Raw genomic sequence first — 14,928 nt, forward strand, 5'->3', positions numbered from 1 at the left:
CTCCTTCACTGACCCTGGATGGCGCTGAGCATGGTGCGCACATGGCCGTTGATGAAACGCAGGGTCGATTCGTACTGCACCGCGTTGTGCATGAAGTTGGCGCGCTGCTGGTCCATGTCGACGCTGTTGCCGTCTAGGCTGGGCTGGGTCTGCACGCTGTACTGCACGCGGTTGCGGTCGGCCACATCGCCCAAGGCGGCACTGGTGCGCAAATGGCGCGCATCGCCCCCCCCAAGCACCGGCATGGCGCCGGCGCGCAGCTCCGACCCGCGCGCCTGCACATTGCCCAACGCCTGCTTAAAGTCGAAGTCGCGCGCCACGAAGCCGGGCGTGTCGGCGTTGGCGATGTTGCTGGCCAGCACCTGCTGGCGGTGCGCCCGCAGTTGCAAGACGTCGGAGAAAAACTCCATGCGACGGGTCAGGTGCTCGAACACGCTGCGCTCCTGGTGTTGAAGGGCCAGGGGCACGAAACCAATGGCCCCCGATGCAGCGATTGTGGAAAACTTGAGCCCAATCCAAGCGCGGAATAACTGAACCAAGGCCGCGCTTATTCCGCTTTAGCCGATCCGGCGACTGACTACAGTTGGCGCAACCTCTCCTTGCCCCATGTCACCACCCCGCTCAATCCCCACCCGACCGGCCTTGCCCACCCGGGGCTGGCTGCGGTGGGCGTTGCCGTGGGTGTTGGGCCTAGCGGCCAGTGGCTTCAGCGCTGCAGGCAGCGTCAGCGGGCCAGCGCAGTGGTCGCAACAAACCGAACAATGGATCAACCAGCAACTGCTGGCCCAGCTCGACCCCAGCCTGCCGCTGCGCCCCGAGGTGGAGGTGGGGCGTTTCGACAGCCGCTTGCGGCTGGCCCCGTGCCAGCGTGTGGAACCGTTTCTGCCCGCGGGCACCCGACTCTGGGGGCGCACCCGCATTGGGCTGCGCTGCACCCAAGGCCCGGTGGCGTGGAGCGTGTTTCTGCCAATTCAGGTGCGCGTGTGGGGCCCGTCTTGGGCGCTGCGCCAGCCGGTAGCCGCTGGCACGCCGCTGCGCCCGGAAGACGTGGAGCCCATCGAGTCCGATTGGGCCGCCAGCACGGCCCTGCCCCTGACGCAGTCCGCGCAATGGCTGGGCTTGGCAGCCAGCCAAACCCTGCAACCCGGCCAGGTGCTGCGCCCGGGCATGGTGCGCGCACCGCAGGTGTTTGCCTCAGGCACCCAGGTGCGCCTGGCTATGCAGGGACCGGGCTTTAGCCTGTATGCTGCAGGCACGGCGCTGCAACACGGCATACTCGGGCAAACGGTGCGGGTGCGCCTGCCGAACCGCAAAGTGGTCAGCGGCGTGGTGCGCGACGGGCAAACGGTTGAAGTCCGGATGTGACTTAAAAAAGACACCCAAAAAGCCAAAATAGGGTTAAAGTCTGCCCATCTTTGGCCGATAAAGCTCTCAACCGCCCCACTCAAGTGGGGTTTGGAGCGTGTCATGAACATCAACAGCCTTTCCGACAAGCCCGTCACCCCTGCCTCCCTCGCCCAGTCGCGGTCGCTGGAGCGTGCGGCCGTGCCTGCGCAGGCTGCCACCAGCACAGCCGCCCCAGACGCCCCGGCCAGCGTCGAGGTTCGGCTGTCGCCGGTGACGCTAAGCATGACCAACAACGTCGCGCGCTCGGGCACCGATGTGTTCAATGCCGAAAAAGTGCAGGCCATGCGCAGCGCCATTCAAAACGGTTCGTTTTCGGTCAATGCCGAAGCCATCGCCGACCGCCTGATCGCCAGCGCGCGCGACATGCTGAGTGTGGCGGCTGCCGCCCCGCGCAACGAGCAGCCCGCCCAGCCGGGCCGATGAGCGCTGCCGCCGCCGTGCCGCCGCCTTGGCAGGCCGCACAGCAGGCGCTGCTGGGTTTGCATGCAGCCATTGCGGCCGCCCACCAAAGCGGCCTCGACTCCATCGGGCGCGATGACGCCGAGCCCTTCATCGGCCTCGTGGCCGATCTGTCCCGTGCGTTAGAACGCAACCTCCCCACTTTGCAAGCGGCTGCGCTAAGCGGCCCCATGCCCCCCGCAGCGGCGGCGCTGCTGCAGCAAGTGGCTCACGAGTTGCAAGCCCTGCTGGCGCTCAACACCAAGCTGTCGGCGCGCACGCAGCGCGCACTCGACGCCCTGTTCCCGGCCGACCACGTCAAGGCCTACAGCCGCTTGGCTGGCCGCGCCAACCCATTTTCTGGCCCGCTCGCCAGCGGCAACGGCGGCGGCTACCTCAAAGCCTAGACCCCTGGCGGCGCAAGGCACCGCACCGACCCCAGGCTTTAGTGTTCGCGCAGCCGCGCCCGCAGCCGAGCAATCGACTGGCTGTGCAACTGGCTCACGCGCGATTCGGTCACCCCCAGCACGGCCGCAATCTCTTTGAGGTTCATGTCGTGCTCGTAGTACATGCTCATCACGTATTGCTCGCGCTCGGGCAGCTTGTTGATGCCCTCGATCAGCGCCGTGCGCATGCGCTGGTCGCTCAGCATGGTTTGTGGGTTGGCGCTGTCGTCGGCGGGCAGGTAACGGTCTAAAAACTGGTCGTCCTCGCTGGAGCCGGCCAGGTCTTCGAGGTACACCAGTTGGGTGCCGCGCACCCGCGTCAGGCTCTCTTGGTACTCGGCCAGCGAGAGGCCCAACTCGTGCGCGATTTCGGATTCGCGCGGCACCCGCTGCAGCCGCTGCTCCAGCCGCTGCACCGCCGCCTCGATGTCTTTTTGCTGCTTGCGCGAGCTGCGCGAGAGCCAGTCGCCGTCGCGCAGCTCATCGAGCATGGCCCCGCGTATGCGCTGGCTGGCAAAGGTCTCGAACTGCACCCCCTGCGTGGGCTCGAAGCGCGACAAGGCTTCATTGAGGCCGATCATGCCGACTTGGATCAGGTCGTCGATTTGGACGCTGGCGGGCAGCCGGGCCATCAGATGATGCGCCAAGCGGACCACCAGGGGGCTGTATCGTTGGAGTTGGGCATCGCGGTCAAGCGTACCTTTGGCGGTGTACATCAGGAACTCCGCTGGTCTGATCAGCTGAAAGCGCGAAAAAATCGTTTGATATGGAATGAACATGGGGATGTCTCACGCTATCTTGCAGCACCAACGCCGTTTCCAAAACCCGTTGCGCACAGGACTCATCGGCCGCTGGGTGCAAGACACCCCGCTGACGATCATACCCGAGCGGCCACACCGTCGGCCGCAGGCCCAGACGCAACCACGCCTGCTGGCGCAGCGTCTGCACCTGGGCGGGCTCACTGCTTGGGGCCCAAGGCCTTGACCCGCCAGAGGCCGCTTCGGCATCGGGCAGCCACAGCACCAAGGGCCGCAAGGCCGCCACCTGCCACAGCACCTTGAGCGCGTTGTAGGCGTAGACCAAACTGGCTGGAGTGGGGTTGAGCACCACCAGGGGGCGCGCCTGGCTGTCGGCCAACAGCACCGCCCACGCCTCCAGCGGGGCCTGCCAGAGCAGCACCCCAGAGGGCGGCAGCAACTCGTCCCAATCGCCCGTCCATGCGCCGCTGAGCGCAAGCGGCCCACCCGCAGCGGGCAAACCCTCGAAGCGCAGCACGCTCAGGCCGAGCCCGTGCAAGCCGCACTCGAGCTGCGTCAGCAGCGCCTCGGTGAGCGCGCGGTCGGGGCTTTGCACCACCGGCAGCAAGCGCCTGGGTGGCCGCAAGCCCAGGGCCGCCAGGCCGGCGGCTTGGTCGAAGCCCAACTCACGCATGACGCCCATCCAAGGCCACCCGCTCTTGACCCGATTCGGCAAAGTACAGGGGCAACTCGGCCGACTGCGGATCAAAGGCCGATTTGCCGCTGGTGGCCATCGAGAGCCGCACCAGCGTGGGGGCGTCGGGGCGCTGCCAGTCTTCGGGCACGCGCTGGCCGGTGCTCAGGCCACGCAGCACCAGCTGGTGCCGGATTAGGGTGTCGAGCGCCGGGCCGAGCTTGGCGGCCTCGTCGAGCTTGGACAACACCACGCCGTGCAGGCTGGGCCCCTGGTAGGCATGCACCACCTCTTCGAGGGTGTCGCCATGCGCGCCGGCGTTGAGCACGAGGATTTTTTTGATGCTGGGCGCGGCCAGCAGCTCCATCATTTCGGCAATGCGTGGGTCTTTTTGGCCCAAGCCTGCGGTGTCGATGATCACCATGCGCTTGTTGGCCAGCAGTTCCAGCAAGTCTTTCAGGGCGGCGCAGTCGTGCGCCAGGTGCGCCACCACACCCAGCATGCGCGCGTAGGAGCGCAGTTGCTCGTAGCCGGCGACGCGGTAGCTGTCGAGTGTGATCAGGCCAATGCTGCTCGATCCATAGGCCTGCACGCATTGCGCCGCCAGCTTGGCTGCGGTGGTGGTTTTGCCCACCCCGGTGGCCCCCACGAGGGCAAACACCCCGCCTTCGTCGCAGAGGTGGCCGGCCTCGCGGTGGGTGCGCAGGTTGCGCGCCAGCACCTCTTGCGTCCAGCGAAAGGCCTCGGCGGGGGCGTAGCTCTGCGGCAGGCGCTCCATCACGGCGCGCGCCACCGTGGGCGAGTAGCCGGCGCGGATGAGTTTGAGCAGCAAGCCGGCTTCGATCGGGTTTTGCTTGGCCTGCCCCAACCAGGCCAGGGTGTTGAGTCGCTCCTCCATCAGGGCCTGGAGTTTGTCGATTTGCTCAGTCAGGCGCGCCGCCGCCGTGGGGGTGGCTGCCGCCGCCACGCTGGGCTCGGGCTGTGCGGGTGCGGGCGCCGGGCGCGCTTTGGGCTTGGGCGGCTCTTGTTGGGGCTGGGCAAAACGCAGCCGGACGTCGAACTCCTCGGGCTGCAGCCGCGCTGCGTCGCGCTCGGGCGTGGCGCTGCGCGCCGGCACCCCGCCTTGGGCGCGCAGCGGCTCTTGTGGCACCGGTGGGCGCTGCGGCGCTTGTGCGGCCTGTGGGGCCTGTGGGGCCTGCAGGACTTCGCGGCGCTTGCGCAGCATGCGCTCGCGCACGTAGTCCTGGAAGGACAAGGTGCTCATGGCCATGGCTTCGGTGTCTTGTGCCACGCTGCTGCTCTCCGACTGGCGCGGCAACTGGCTTTCGGCGCGTTGCTGCAGGTTGGAACGCTGCGCCCGTTCGGCGGGCCGCTGCGGCGGATTCGGCGCTGCCGCGACCTGGGTGCGCAACTGCCCCAGGTCGTCCTCGCTGGTGGCCACCACTTCAAAACCTTGGTCGATCGAGCGGCTCGACAAAATCACGGCGCTGTTGCCAAAAGTGGCCTTGGCCAGCGCCATGGCTTCGCGCGAGTTGGGGGCAATAAAGCGTTGGGCGTTCATGCGGGCTCTCCGAGTATTGGGCCGATGCGGATCAAATGGGTATCAGGAATTTCACTGTGCGCCAGCACCTGCAGGCGCGGCGCGGCGCGCTTGAGCAGGCGCGCCATGGCGCTGCGGATGGCGTCGGGCACCAGCAAGCAGGCCGGGATGCCTTTTTCTTCTTGGCGGTTCGCGACCTTGGCCGCCGACTGGGTGAGCATCTCGGCCACGCCGGGGTCGAGTGCGCCCTGCCCGCTCAGGGCCTGGGTCAGCAGCCGCTCCAGCCCGGGCTCGATGGCGATCACTTCCAGTTCGCTCACGGGGCCGTAGATGTGCTGCACGATGGCCGGTGCCAGCGCCTGCCGGATGCGGCGCGCCAGTTCGGCCGCATCTTGCGTCTGGCCGGCGTGCTCGGCCAGCACCTCGACGATGGTGCGGATGTCGCGGATGTGCACCGACTCTTCGAGCAGCAGTTGCAGCACCTTGTGGAACACGCCGATGGGCACCATGGCTGGCACCACTTCCTCGATCAGCTTGGGCGCCAGCTTGGCCACGTGCGCCACCAGCTCCTGCACCTCGGTGCGGCTGAGCAGCTTGGCCGCATGCACCAGCATCAGGTGCGACAAGTGGGTGGCCAGCACGGTTTCAGAATCGACCACGGTGTAGCCGGCCATTTGGGCGTTTTCTTTTTGCCGCTCCTCGATCCAGTGCGCGGGCAGGCCAAAGGCCGGGTCGGTGGTCGGGGTGCCAATGAGCGGGGTGCGGATGTGGCCTGGGTTGATGGCCAGAAACTGGCCCGGAAACACCTCGCCCTCGCCCACCACCACGCCGCGCAAGGCAATGCGGTAGCTGCTCGGGCGCAGCTCCAGGTTGTCGCGCACATGCACCGGCGGCGGCAAGAAGCCCACATCTTGCGCAAATTTTTTGCGCACGCCCTTGATGCGGGTGAGCAAATCACCTTGGCGCGTTTTGTCCACCAGCGGAATCAGGCGGTAGCCCAGTTCCAGCCCGAGCAGATCGACCGGCTGCATGTCGTTCCACGAGGCCTCGCCATCGGTCGCGGGCGGGGCATTGGCGATCTGCTGCGCCTGCACCTTGGCCGCCTCGGTCTGGCGCTGTTGCCACCCGATCCAGAACGCCATGCCGCCCAGCAAACAGGCAAAGCCCAGAAACACCACGTTGGGCATGCCGGGGATCACCCCCAGCAAAAACATCACCAGCGCGGTGACGCCCAACACCTTGGGCGAATCGAACACCTGGCCGACGATCTGCTGGCCCAAATCTTCTTCTTTGCCGACGCGCGAAACCACCATCGCGGCGGCGACCGAGATCAGCAGCGCCGGAATCTGGGCCGCCAGCGCGTCGCCGATGGCCAGCGTGATGTAGGTGGCCGAGGCGTCGCCGGCGCTCATGCTGTGCTGCAACATGCCGATGGCAAAGCCGCCGATCATGGTGATGAGCAAGATCAAAATGCCGGCGATGGCGTCGCCGCGCACAAACTTGGCAGCACCGTCCATGTTGCCGAAAAAGTCGGCTTCTTCGGCCACCTCGGCGCGCCTTTGCTTGGCCTCTTTGTCGTCGATGATGCCGGCGTTGAGGTCGGCGTCGATCGCCATCTGCTTGCCCGGCATGGCGTCGAGCGTAAAGCGCGCCCCGACTTCGGCGATGCGCTCGGCCCCCTTGGTGACCACCACGAAGTTGATCACCACCAAAATCAGGAACACGATCACGCCGACGGCAAAGTTGCCACCCACCACAAAGGTGCCAAAGGCCTCGATCACGTTGCCGGCGGCCCCCGTGCCCTGGTGCCCTTCCATCAGCACCACGCGGGTCGAGGCCACGTTGAGCGCCAGCCGCATCAGGGTGGTGAGCAGCAGCACGGTCGGAAAGACGATGAAGTCCATCGCCCGCCGCATGTAGGCGGCCACCATCATCACCATCAGCGCCACCGCGATGTTGAGGGTAAAGAGCAGGTCCAGCAGCCACGGCGGCAGCGGCAGCACCAGCATCGCCAACAGCAACAGCACCAAGATCGGCACCGCCACCGTGGCAGCCAAGCCGTTGCGCGAGCGCAGCAGGTTTTGGGCGGTTTGTAAAAAGGCGTTCATGGGCGCGGATGCATGGGGTCGGCGGGCTTAGGCTTGCGCCGGTGCGGCAGCCAGGTCATGGTGCGGGTCGAGCTCGGGCGGCACCTCGGGCTGGGGCGGCTGGCCCGGCATTGGGCCTTGCCCGCGCAGCGCGGCGCGCAAACGGTACACATAGGCCAGCACCTGCGCCACCGCCGTGAACAGCGGCGCCGGCACCTGCTGGTTGATTTCGGTGTGGGCGTACAGGGCACGCGCCAGCATGGGCGACTGCAGCACCGGAACCTGATGCTGTTTGGCCATGTCGCGGATGCGCAGCGCGATCAGGTCCGCCCCCTTGGCGATCACGTGCGGAGCGGCCATGGTTTTCTCGTCGTACTTGAGCGCCACCGCATAGTGGGTCGGGTTCATCAGCACCAAGTCGGCCGAGGGCACGCTGCCCACGCTGCTGCCCTGCGCCAGTTCGCGCTGGCGCTGCAAGCGCTTGGCCCGCAGCCACGGGTTGCCCTCGGTTTCCTTGTGCTCCTCGACCACCTCTTGGTGCGACATTTTGAGGTTGCGCCGGTGCAGGTGCTGCTGCAGCGGCACGTCGATCAGCGCCACCAGCAGCAGCACCAGCAGCAGACCGCCCACGCCCAGCATGAACCACTGCCCCAGTTGCACGATCGAGCTTTCCAGCGGGCGCAGCAGCAGCGAGCCAAAGGCGGGCAAGTGGCTGCTCACGAACCACCACCCCACCAGCGCCAACAAGAGCGAGACCCCGATCAGCTTGAGCAGCTCAAAGAACTGCTGCATCGAAAACACCCGCTTGAAGCCGCTGATCAGGCCGATGTCGGACAATTTGGGCGTAATGGGCTTGAAGCTCCAGGCAAAGGAGCCCGCCGCCAGCAGCGAGAGGGCTGCCAGCACGGCCACCACCAATGCCAGCGGCAGGTAGTACCACAGGCCCTCGACCACGGCGCGCGCCAGCACTTCGAGCATGACTTCGGGGTGGCGCAGCATCTCGGCGTTAAAACCGTAGCTGATGCGCATGATTTGGCTCATGCGCTCAAAAGCCCAAGCGGCGCTGAACCACAGCAGCACCATGCCGCCGGCCACCACCACCAGATTGCTCAAATCCTTGGCGCGCGGCACCTGGCCGTCCTCGCGCGCTTTTTGCAGGCGGCGCGGGGTGGCGGGTAGGTTTTTGTCTTGGGAGGATTCCATGGGCGGTCAACGCTGGGTTGACCGCATTGTCTGGCGAGCGCCAGTTTTCTAAAGCCCGATTAAGGCCTGCTACACCGGCTTGATCTCAAAACCCGAGGCTGGCGAGCAAATCGTCCACTTGCGATTGATCGGTGACGACGTCGGTGCGCCCTTCGGGATTGACCACCGGGCCCGCCAGGGCCTCGCGTTCGCGCGCAGGGGGGGCAGCCAAGGGGGCGTCGGTCGGCGGCGCCGCGCCTGCGGATTCGCGCGGGTGGGCGTGCGGTGGCGTGTGATGGGCCGATTCGAGCAGCAGCTGCACCAACTGCGCTTCAATGGTGGCTGCCAGCGTGACCACCTTTTTGATCACTTGCCCTGTGAGGTCATGAAAGTCTTGCGCCATCATGATTTCGGTCAGGTGCGCGTCGGTGCGCTCGGTGCTGTGCTGGATTTTTTGCGACCACTCCAGCAGCTCGGGCATGGCCCATTTGAGGCCCGGTACGGCCCCGATGGTGTCGAGCAGTTGCTGGCTGTGCTGGCGCACCGCGTCTTGCTCGGCTTTGGCCTCATCGACCCGATTCAGCACCTTTTCGGCCGCATCGCCGGTCAGGCGGGCGATGTACTGCAAGCGGCTGCGGGCATCGGGAAGTTCATCGACGGCGCCCTTGAGCACCGGGGTGTAGCCCAGTTGGTTCAGGGCATCGTGCAACTGGCGCGTGATGTGCCCCAGCCGCTGAAACATTTCGGTTTGATGCTCGTGCGTGCTTTGATCCATATCCCTGCCTGTCATGCTATTCGGGCGCTGGCTTGCGGGCGCTCACCAGCCCATTTTTTTGAAGATATTGGCTAACTTTTCTTCCAGCGTGGCCTTGGTAAAGGGCTTGACGATGTAGCCCGCTGCCCCGCCTTGGGCCGCCGCGATGATGTCTTCTTTGCGCGCCTCGGCCGTGACCATCAGCACCGGGATGTGCTTGAGCTTGTCATCGGCCTTGACCTGCGTCAGCAGCTCGAAGCCGTTCATATTGGGCATGTTGATGTCGGAGACGACAAAGTCGAACTTGCCGTTGCGCAGCTTGTGCAGGGCCACCACGCCGTCCTCGGCCTCGTCGGCGTCGGTGTGGCCGATTTCCTTGAGCAAGTTGCGCACAATGCGGCGCATGGTGGAGAAGTCGTCAACGATCAAAAAGCGCAAGTCTGGCATGACGGATTCCAAATCAGGGTGCAAATGGCATTGAGTGTAACTGGAGCCGCAGCGCCTCGGGTTGGCGCGCTCATCGGCCCGCTGGCGGGGAGGGTGCCAAGTTGGGCAAGGGCGGCAAGGCGACCGCGCCCAAGGTGGCGCCTGCGGGCTGTGCGGGGGCCGCTGCTGGCGCTGCCGGGGGCGGGGCTTGGGTCGGCACTGGGGTGGGGGCAGGCGCTGCTTCGGTGCCGGCGATCGAGCGTGTCATGCGCTCTTCAGCCTCTTGGGTCAGCACCAAGATGCTGATGCGGCGGTTGCGCGGGTCCAATGGGGCTTCGGTCAGCAGCGGCTGACTCGGGCCCATGCCCACCACACGGGCAATTTTTTGCTCTGGCAGCCCACCGGCCATGAGCTCGCGACGCGTGGCGTTGGCCCGATCGGCGGACAGCTCCCAGTTGCTGTAGCCCAGCGCCCCGCGCCCAAAAGGCGCGGCATCGGTGTGACCGGCGATCGAGATGCGGTTCTCCACCCCACCCAGCGCAGCGGCGATTTCACGCAAGATGTTGCGCAGGTGCGGTTGCACCAGTGGGCTGCCGACATCGAACATGGCTCGGTTTTGCTCATCGACAATCTGGATGTAGAGCCCGTCTTGCACCATTTCGAGCCGGATCTGGTTGCTGTATTCGGCCAGCTCTGGGCGCGCTTGAATGGCTTGCTGGAGCTGGTTTCTCAGGGCCTCGATGCGCAGGCGATCAAACTGCATTTGCACTTGGCGCAGCGCCTCTTCATCGTCTTGTTGGCGCGCCTGCTCGGGCCGGGTTTCGAGCGGTGCGTCGGGCCGCAACAAATCCACCCCACCCCCGGGCAGCGGAGTGATCGTGGCTCGGGCACCGGGCTCGCCAAACAGGGAAATCATGACCGGGGCACTGAAGTGATCGGCAATGCCACGCTTTTCGTCATCGGTGGTGGAGCCCAGCAGCCACAGCAGCAAAAAGAAGGCCATCATGGCCGTGACGAAGTCGGCGTAGGCAATCTTCCAGGCGCCGCCGTGCGCACCATGCCCCGCCTTCTTGATGCGCTTGATGATGATGGGCTGCAGCGGCTTGCCGGTGGCGCTCATGGCGGGAATCTAGGGGTGTGGGGGTTGCGCAATCGTTGCCTGGCTTACTTCTTTTGCTTGACGTGGCCTTCGAGTTCGCTGAAACTGGGCCGCTCAGTCGAATACAGCACCTTGCGGCCGAACTCAATCGCCGTCATGGGGGCATAGCCTTGCATGCTGGCCAGCAGGGTGGTTTTGATGCACTGCAGCTCTTTGGTGTCTTCTTCGAGCTTTTGGTCGAGCGAGCCGGCCAGCGGCTCAAAAATCGCATAGCCCATGAAAATACCCAAGAAGGTGCCAACCAGCGCGGCGCCGATCTTGGCCCCCAGCACCTCGGGCGGCTCGCCGACCGAACTCATGGTTTTGATCACTCCCAGCACCGCCGCCACGATGCCAAAGGCCGGCAAGGCCCCGGCCAGCCGGGTGTAGGCCGCCACCACAGCGTGACCCTCGTGGTGGTGGGTGTCGATTTCGCTGTCCATCAGGGACTCGATCTCATGCGCATTCAGGTTGCCCGAAACCATCATGCGCAGGTAGTCGGTGATGAACTCAACCGCGTGGTGGTCGGCGGCAATGGCGGGGTACTTCTGGAACAGGGGCGATTCTTCGGGCTTTTCGACGTCGGACTCGATCGCCATCAACCCTTCTTTGCGCGCCTTTTGCAAGATCTCGTACAGCAGCGCCAGCAGCTCCATGGCGCGCGCCTTGGTGTACTTGGAGGACTTCATGGCCTTGCCAATGCCGGCCAGCGCACCTTTAATCACCTTGGGCTGGTTGTTGACGAAAAAGGCTCCCATGGCCCCGCCAAAGATGATCATCATCTCGATCGGCAAGGCGGCCAAGATCGGGCCCATCTTGCCGCCGGCGAGCATGAAACCGCCGAAAATGCAAAACAGGGCAAAGAGGTAACCGCCGATGAGCTTCATGAGCGCGCAGTCCTAGGGAGGGTATAGGGGAAAATCTTAACGGCCCAGCCACTGGCTGGCCCAGCGCCAGCCCCGCCACGCACGCCAGCCCCAGCGCAACGCCGTGCGCGGCTTGCGCGCCAGCACCAGCAAACCGAGCGCCAGCACCCAAGGCCGCTGGCGCACCCAACCCACACCGCGTTGCGTGCCATCGAGCGCATGCCACACCGGTTGCAGCGCCTGCACCTGCCCTTCGAGCCGGTCCCGCAACTGGGCGGACTGCTGCTGCAGGGCCGCCCGGCGCTGCCAGTAGCCAGGGCCTGAAGCCATCATGGGCGCAGCTTTCGCGCGTCGGCCGCCAGTTCTTGGCGGGTGGCCTCGAACCAGTCGCGCTGCTCGGCCCAGTTGCGCCATGCCCAAGCGGCGCCCACCGCCCCCAAGGTGAGGAACACAAAGGCAAAGGCGGCCAGCGCCAACACGCGGTAGGGGGTATCCCACCACAGCACCGTGAGCAACACGGCCAAAAACGCCAGCCCGAGCAGGAACAGGCATAGCGCCGCCCAGCCCAGCAACAAAAGCAGCACCACCGCTTGGGCGTGGCTGCGGCCTTCGAGCGCCAGCAACTCCAGCCGCACACGGGCCAAGGCCACGGCATCGCGCACGACGCCGCTCAGGGCGGATGTCCAAGTCGGCCGCGCCGAATCAGACCCGTTTTCGGGGCGCAGCAACGGCATGGCAGCAGCGGCTTTAGCGGCGGCTGATCAGCATGCCCAACAGCAAGCCGACGCCGGCGGCGACGCCGATCGCGGTCCACGGGTGCTCGTGCACGTAGTGGTTGGTGGCGTGGCAGGCTTCGCGCGCCTTGATGCGCACGTCGTCTTCGAGGCCAACCAGCTTGTGGCGGGCGTTGCGCAGGTTTTCCTGTGCCCGCTCGCGCAGCGCCGCCAAGGCGTCGCCGGTCTGGTGCGCGGTGGCGGCGAGCAGTTCCTCGGCGTCGGCGATGACGAGCCGCAGGTCGGCGACGAGTTTGTCTTTGGATGGGCTTACGTGATCGGTCATGGTGGACTCCCGGGTGGATGGAAAGAACATAATATCAGGCCCGCACGGCATCCGGGTTGCGCAGTCGGATATGCAGCTCGCGCAGTTGTTTTTCATCGACCAAGCTCGGGGCCTGGGTGAGCAGGCACTGGGCGCGCTGGGTTTTGGGGAAGGCGATCACATCGCGGATGGATTCGGCCCCGGTCATGAGCGTCACCAGCCGATCGAGCCCAAAAGCCAGCCCGCCGTGCGGCGGTGCGCCGTATTGCAGCGCATCGAGCAGGAAGCCAAACTTGGCGCGCGCTTCCTCGGCCCCGATGCCGAGCGCGGCAAACACCTGGCTTTGCACCTCGGCGCGGTGGATGCGCACCGAGCCGCCGCCCAGCTCCCAGCCGTTGAGCACCATGTCGTAGGCTTTGGCGATGCAGCGGCCGGGGTCGCTTTGCATCAGCGCCTCGTGCCCGTCTTTGGGCGCGGTGAAGGGGTGGTGCACGGCGTTCCAGCGTGCGGCTTCGTCGTCGTATTCGAACATCGGGAAATCGACCACCCACAGCGGGGCCCAGCCGGGCTGGAACAGTCCGCGCGCCTTGGCAAATTCGCTGTGGCCGATTTTCAGGCGCAGGGCCCCGATGGCGTCGTTGACGACTTTGGCTTTGTCGGCCCCGAAGAACAGCAGGTCGCCGTTTTGCGCCCCGCTGCGCCGCAACACCTCAGCCAGCGCGGCGTCGTGCAGGTTTTTGACGATCGGGCTTTGCAGGCCCTCGCGCCCTGCCGCCACGTCGTTGACCTTGATCCAGGCCAGGCCCTTGGCGCCGTAGATTTTGACGAACTCGGTGTAGGCGTCGATCTCGCTGCGGCTGAGCTCGGCCCCGCCCGGCACGCGCAGCGCCACCACGCGCCCGCCCGGCATTTGCGCCGCGCTGCTAAAGACCTTGAAATCGACCCCGGCCATGAGGTCGGTGAGCTCGGTGAATTCGAGCTTGACGCGCAGATCGGGTTTGTCGGAGCCGAAGCGGTGCATGGCGTCGGCATAGGCCATGACCGGAAAGGCGCCCAGCTCGACGCCCAAGGCTTGCTGGAACACGGCCGTGATCATGCCTTGGAACAGGTCGCGGATTTCCTGCTCGCCCAGAAACGAGGTTTCGATATCGATCTGGGTGAACTCGGGCTGGCGGTCGGCGCGCAGGTCTTCGTCGCGAAAGCACTTGGTGATCTGGTAGTAGCGATCAAAGCCGGCCACCATCAGCAACTGCTTGAACAACTGCGGCGACTGCGGCAGCGCAAAAAAGTGGCCGTCGTGTACGCGGCTGGGCACGAGGTAGTCGCGCGCGCCTTCGGGGGTGCTCTTGGTGAGCATCGGGGTTTCGATGTCGATGAAGCCGTGCGCGTCGAGGAACTGGCGCACCTGCATGGCCACGCGGTAGCGCAGCATCAGGTTGCGCTGCATGGCGGGGCGGCGCAGGTCCAGCACGCGGTGCGTCAGGCGCGTGGTTTCGCTCAGGTTTTCGTCGTCGAGCGGGAACGGCGGTGTGACCGAGGGGTTGAGCACCACGATCTCGTGGCACAGCAGCTCCACCTGGCCGCTCTTGAGCGCCTCGTTGGCGGTGCCGGCCGGGCGCGCGCGCAGCACACCCTTGATCTGCACGCAAAACTCGTTGCGCAGGCCTTCGGCGATCTGAAACATCTCGGGCCGGTCTGGGTCGCAGACCACTTGCAGCGAACCCTCGCGGTCGCGCAGGTCGATGAAGATCACGCCGCCGTGGTCGCGGCGGCGATTCACCCAACCGCACAGGCTCAGGGTTTGGCCCAGCAGGGCTTCGGTGACCAGACCGCAATAGTGGCTGCGCATCGACATAAGGAGGGCTTTCAGTAACGGGGCTCAGGCGGCAAGGGGGCGCGCATCGGAGCACAAAACACACAAAACGGAACCCAAACCGGGCCCAAGGATAACAAGCCACCAAGCCAGACGCTGCGGCACCCGCGCTGGGCGCAGCCGCCGCACAGGGCGCACAGGGCGGCGGCCTATGAAGGCTTGCTCAGCAACAGCGGCCTAGGCTTGACAGGCCGCCGCACAAGGCTGGCCGCAGGGGCCAACCGGGGCGGCGGCGGTGGCATCGGCGGCGGCCGGGGCGGCGCTGGCGGCACCTGCCGCAGCGGCTGGCGCAGCAGCCGAGC

General features: G+C 65.9%; 17 protein-coding genes. 3 read left to right on the forward strand and 14 right to left on the reverse strand.

The genetic code is table 11. The features are described 5' to 3' along the window. Positions 1-5 precede the first annotated feature (5 nt). Entirely contained in the window at positions 6-410 is a 405-nt protein-coding gene (gene flgB / locus SRAH_RS10260; protein WP_052369176.1) for a flagellar basal body rod protein FlgB, read from the reverse strand. Between the two features lie 196 nt (positions 411-606). Between flgB and flgA the strand changes: the two genes are divergently transcribed. The 3 genes from flgA to SRAH_RS10275 all read left to right on the forward strand — a co-directional run bounded on the left by flgA (position 607) and on the right by SRAH_RS10275 (position 2,252). Next, entirely contained in the window at positions 607-1,365 is a 759-nt protein-coding gene (flgA, locus tag SRAH_RS10265) for a flagellar basal body P-ring formation chaperone FlgA (RefSeq protein ID WP_029463257.1), read from the forward strand. 102 nt (positions 1,366-1,467) lie between these two features. Beyond that, the gene (flgM, locus tag SRAH_RS10270) at positions 1,468-1,830 is read left to right on the forward strand and encodes a flagellar biosynthesis anti-sigma factor FlgM (RefSeq protein ID WP_045477163.1); all 363 of its coding nucleotides are present in this window, start codon (positions 1,468-1,470) and stop codon (positions 1,828-1,830) included. Continuing rightward, a complete protein-coding gene (locus SRAH_RS10275) occupies positions 1,827-2,252 on the forward strand; it encodes a hypothetical protein (RefSeq protein WP_029463259.1) in 426 nt (141 codons plus the stop codon). The genes flgM and SRAH_RS10275 overlap by 4 nt, the downstream gene beginning before the upstream one ends. A 38-nt stretch (positions 2,253-2,290) precedes the next feature. Here the strand turns inward: SRAH_RS10275 and SRAH_RS10280 are convergent, their stop codons facing one another. The 13 genes from SRAH_RS10280 to aspS all read right to left on the reverse strand — a co-directional run bounded on the left by SRAH_RS10280 (position 2,291) and on the right by aspS (position 14,608). Next, a complete protein-coding gene (locus tag SRAH_RS10280; protein WP_029463260.1) occupies positions 2,291-3,007 on the reverse strand; it encodes an RNA polymerase sigma factor FliA in 717 nt (238 codons plus the stop codon). Continuing rightward, positions 2,982-3,722 (reverse strand): hypothetical protein, encoded by a 741-nt coding sequence (locus SRAH_RS10285; RefSeq protein ID WP_149028974.1) that lies wholly within the window; start codon positions 3,720-3,722, stop codon positions 2,982-2,984. Before SRAH_RS10285 ends, SRAH_RS10280 begins: the two co-directional genes overlap by 26 nt. After that, on the reverse strand, positions 3,715-5,283 hold the full coding sequence (gene flhF / locus SRAH_RS10290; RefSeq protein WP_029463262.1) for a flagellar biosynthesis GTPase FlhF: 1,569 nt from the start codon (positions 5,281-5,283) through the stop codon (positions 3,715-3,717). The genes SRAH_RS10285 and flhF overlap by 8 nt, the downstream gene beginning before the upstream one ends. Then, positions 5,280-7,370: a flagellar biosynthesis protein FlhA gene (gene flhA, locus SRAH_RS10295; protein WP_029463263.1), complete on the reverse strand. Its 2,091-nt coding sequence runs from the start codon at positions 7,368-7,370 to the stop codon at positions 5,280-5,282. Before flhA ends, flhF begins: the two co-directional genes overlap by 4 nt. Positions 7,371-7,397: 27 nt before the next feature. Then, positions 7,398-8,552 carry an EscU/YscU/HrcU family type III secretion system export apparatus switch protein gene (locus SRAH_RS10300; RefSeq protein WP_029463264.1) on the reverse strand — a complete coding sequence of 385 codons (1,155 nt, stop codon included), beginning with the start codon at positions 8,550-8,552 and terminating at the stop codon, positions 7,398-7,400. Between the two features lie 85 nt (positions 8,553-8,637). Further along, the gene (locus SRAH_RS10305) at positions 8,638-9,306 is read right to left on the reverse strand and encodes a protein phosphatase CheZ (RefSeq protein WP_029463265.1); all 669 of its coding nucleotides are present in this window, start codon (positions 9,304-9,306) and stop codon (positions 8,638-8,640) included. Between the two features lie 42 nt (positions 9,307-9,348). Further along, a complete protein-coding gene (gene cheY / locus SRAH_RS10310; protein WP_029463266.1) occupies positions 9,349-9,732 on the reverse strand; it encodes a chemotaxis response regulator CheY in 384 nt (127 codons plus the stop codon). A gap of 70 nt (positions 9,733-9,802) precedes the next feature. Then, entirely contained in the window at positions 9,803-10,831 is a 1,029-nt protein-coding gene (motB, locus tag SRAH_RS10315; RefSeq protein ID WP_076607025.1) for a flagellar motor protein MotB, read from the reverse strand. Positions 10,832-10,875: 44 nt separating this feature from the next. Then, positions 10,876-11,736, reverse strand: a complete 861-nt coding sequence (gene motA, locus SRAH_RS10320) for a flagellar motor stator protein MotA (protein WP_029463268.1) — start codon at positions 11,734-11,736, stop codon at positions 10,876-10,878. A 36-nt stretch (positions 11,737-11,772) separates the two neighbouring features. Further along, a complete protein-coding gene (locus SRAH_RS10325) occupies positions 11,773-12,048 on the reverse strand; it encodes a YqjK family protein (protein ID WP_029463269.1) in 276 nt (91 codons plus the stop codon). Further along, positions 12,045-12,449: a phage holin family protein gene (locus tag SRAH_RS10335; RefSeq protein ID WP_076607026.1), complete on the reverse strand. Its 405-nt coding sequence runs from the start codon at positions 12,447-12,449 to the stop codon at positions 12,045-12,047. The genes SRAH_RS10325 and SRAH_RS10335 overlap by 4 nt, the downstream gene beginning before the upstream one ends. Before the next feature lie 13 nt (positions 12,450-12,462). Next, a complete protein-coding gene (locus tag SRAH_RS10340) occupies positions 12,463-12,774 on the reverse strand; it encodes an ElaB/YgaM/YqjD family protein (protein WP_029463271.1) in 312 nt (103 codons plus the stop codon). A 34-nt stretch (positions 12,775-12,808) separates the two neighbouring features. Next, the gene (gene aspS, locus SRAH_RS10345) at positions 12,809-14,608 is read right to left on the reverse strand and encodes an aspartate--tRNA ligase (protein WP_029463272.1); all 1,800 of its coding nucleotides are present in this window, start codon (positions 14,606-14,608) and stop codon (positions 12,809-12,811) included. Positions 14,609-14,928: the final 320 nt, after the last annotated feature.

Origin of the sequence: Serpentinimonas barnesii, assembly GCF_000696225.1 — a bacterium.
Classification (GTDB): Bacteria; Pseudomonadota; Gammaproteobacteria; order Burkholderiales; family Burkholderiaceae_C; genus Serpentinimonas; species Serpentinimonas barnesii.

Coding starts and splice junctions, on each gene's coding strand:
- flgB (WP_052369176.1), bottom strand. CDS start 410: ATGGAGTTTTTCTCCGACGTCTTGCAACTGCGGGCGCACCGCCAGCAG.
- flgA (WP_029463257.1), top strand. CDS start 607: ATGTCACCACCCCGCTCAATCCCCACCCGACCGGCCTTGCCCACCCGG.
- flgM (WP_045477163.1), top strand. CDS start 1,468: ATGAACATCAACAGCCTTTCCGACAAGCCCGTCACCCCTGCCTCCCTC.
- SRAH_RS10275 (WP_029463259.1), top strand. CDS start 1,827: ATGAGCGCTGCCGCCGCCGTGCCGCCGCCTTGGCAGGCCGCACAGCAG.
- SRAH_RS10280 (WP_029463260.1), bottom strand. CDS start 3,007: ATGTACACCGCCAAAGGTACGCTTGACCGCGATGCCCAACTCCAACGA.
- SRAH_RS10285 (WP_149028974.1), bottom strand. CDS start 3,722: ATGCGTGAGTTGGGCTTCGACCAAGCCGCCGGCCTGGCGGCCCTGGGC.
- flhF (WP_029463262.1), bottom strand. CDS start 5,283: ATGAACGCCCAACGCTTTATTGCCCCCAACTCGCGCGAAGCCATGGCG.
- flhA (WP_029463263.1), bottom strand. CDS start 7,370: ATGAACGCCTTTTTACAAACCGCCCAAAACCTGCTGCGCTCGCGCAAC.
- SRAH_RS10300 (WP_029463264.1), bottom strand. CDS start 8,552: ATGGAATCCTCCCAAGACAAAAACCTACCCGCCACCCCGCGCCGCCTG.
- SRAH_RS10305 (WP_029463265.1), bottom strand. CDS start 9,306: ATGGATCAAAGCACGCACGAGCATCAAACCGAAATGTTTCAGCGGCTG.
- cheY (WP_029463266.1), bottom strand. CDS start 9,732: ATGCCAGACTTGCGCTTTTTGATCGTTGACGACTTCTCCACCATGCGC.
- motB (WP_076607025.1), bottom strand. CDS start 10,831: ATGAGCGCCACCGGCAAGCCGCTGCAGCCCATCATCATCAAGCGCATC.
- motA (WP_029463268.1), bottom strand. CDS start 11,736: ATGAAGCTCATCGGCGGTTACCTCTTTGCCCTGTTTTGCATTTTCGGC.
- SRAH_RS10325 (WP_029463269.1), bottom strand. CDS start 12,048: ATGATGGCTTCAGGCCCTGGCTACTGGCAGCGCCGGGCGGCCCTGCAG.
- SRAH_RS10335 (WP_076607026.1), bottom strand. CDS start 12,449: ATGCCGTTGCTGCGCCCCGAAAACGGGTCTGATTCGGCGCGGCCGACT.
- SRAH_RS10340 (WP_029463271.1), bottom strand. CDS start 12,774: ATGACCGATCACGTAAGCCCATCCAAAGACAAACTCGTCGCCGACCTG.
- aspS (WP_029463272.1), bottom strand. CDS start 14,608: ATGTCGATGCGCAGCCACTATTGCGGTCTGGTCACCGAAGCCCTGCTG.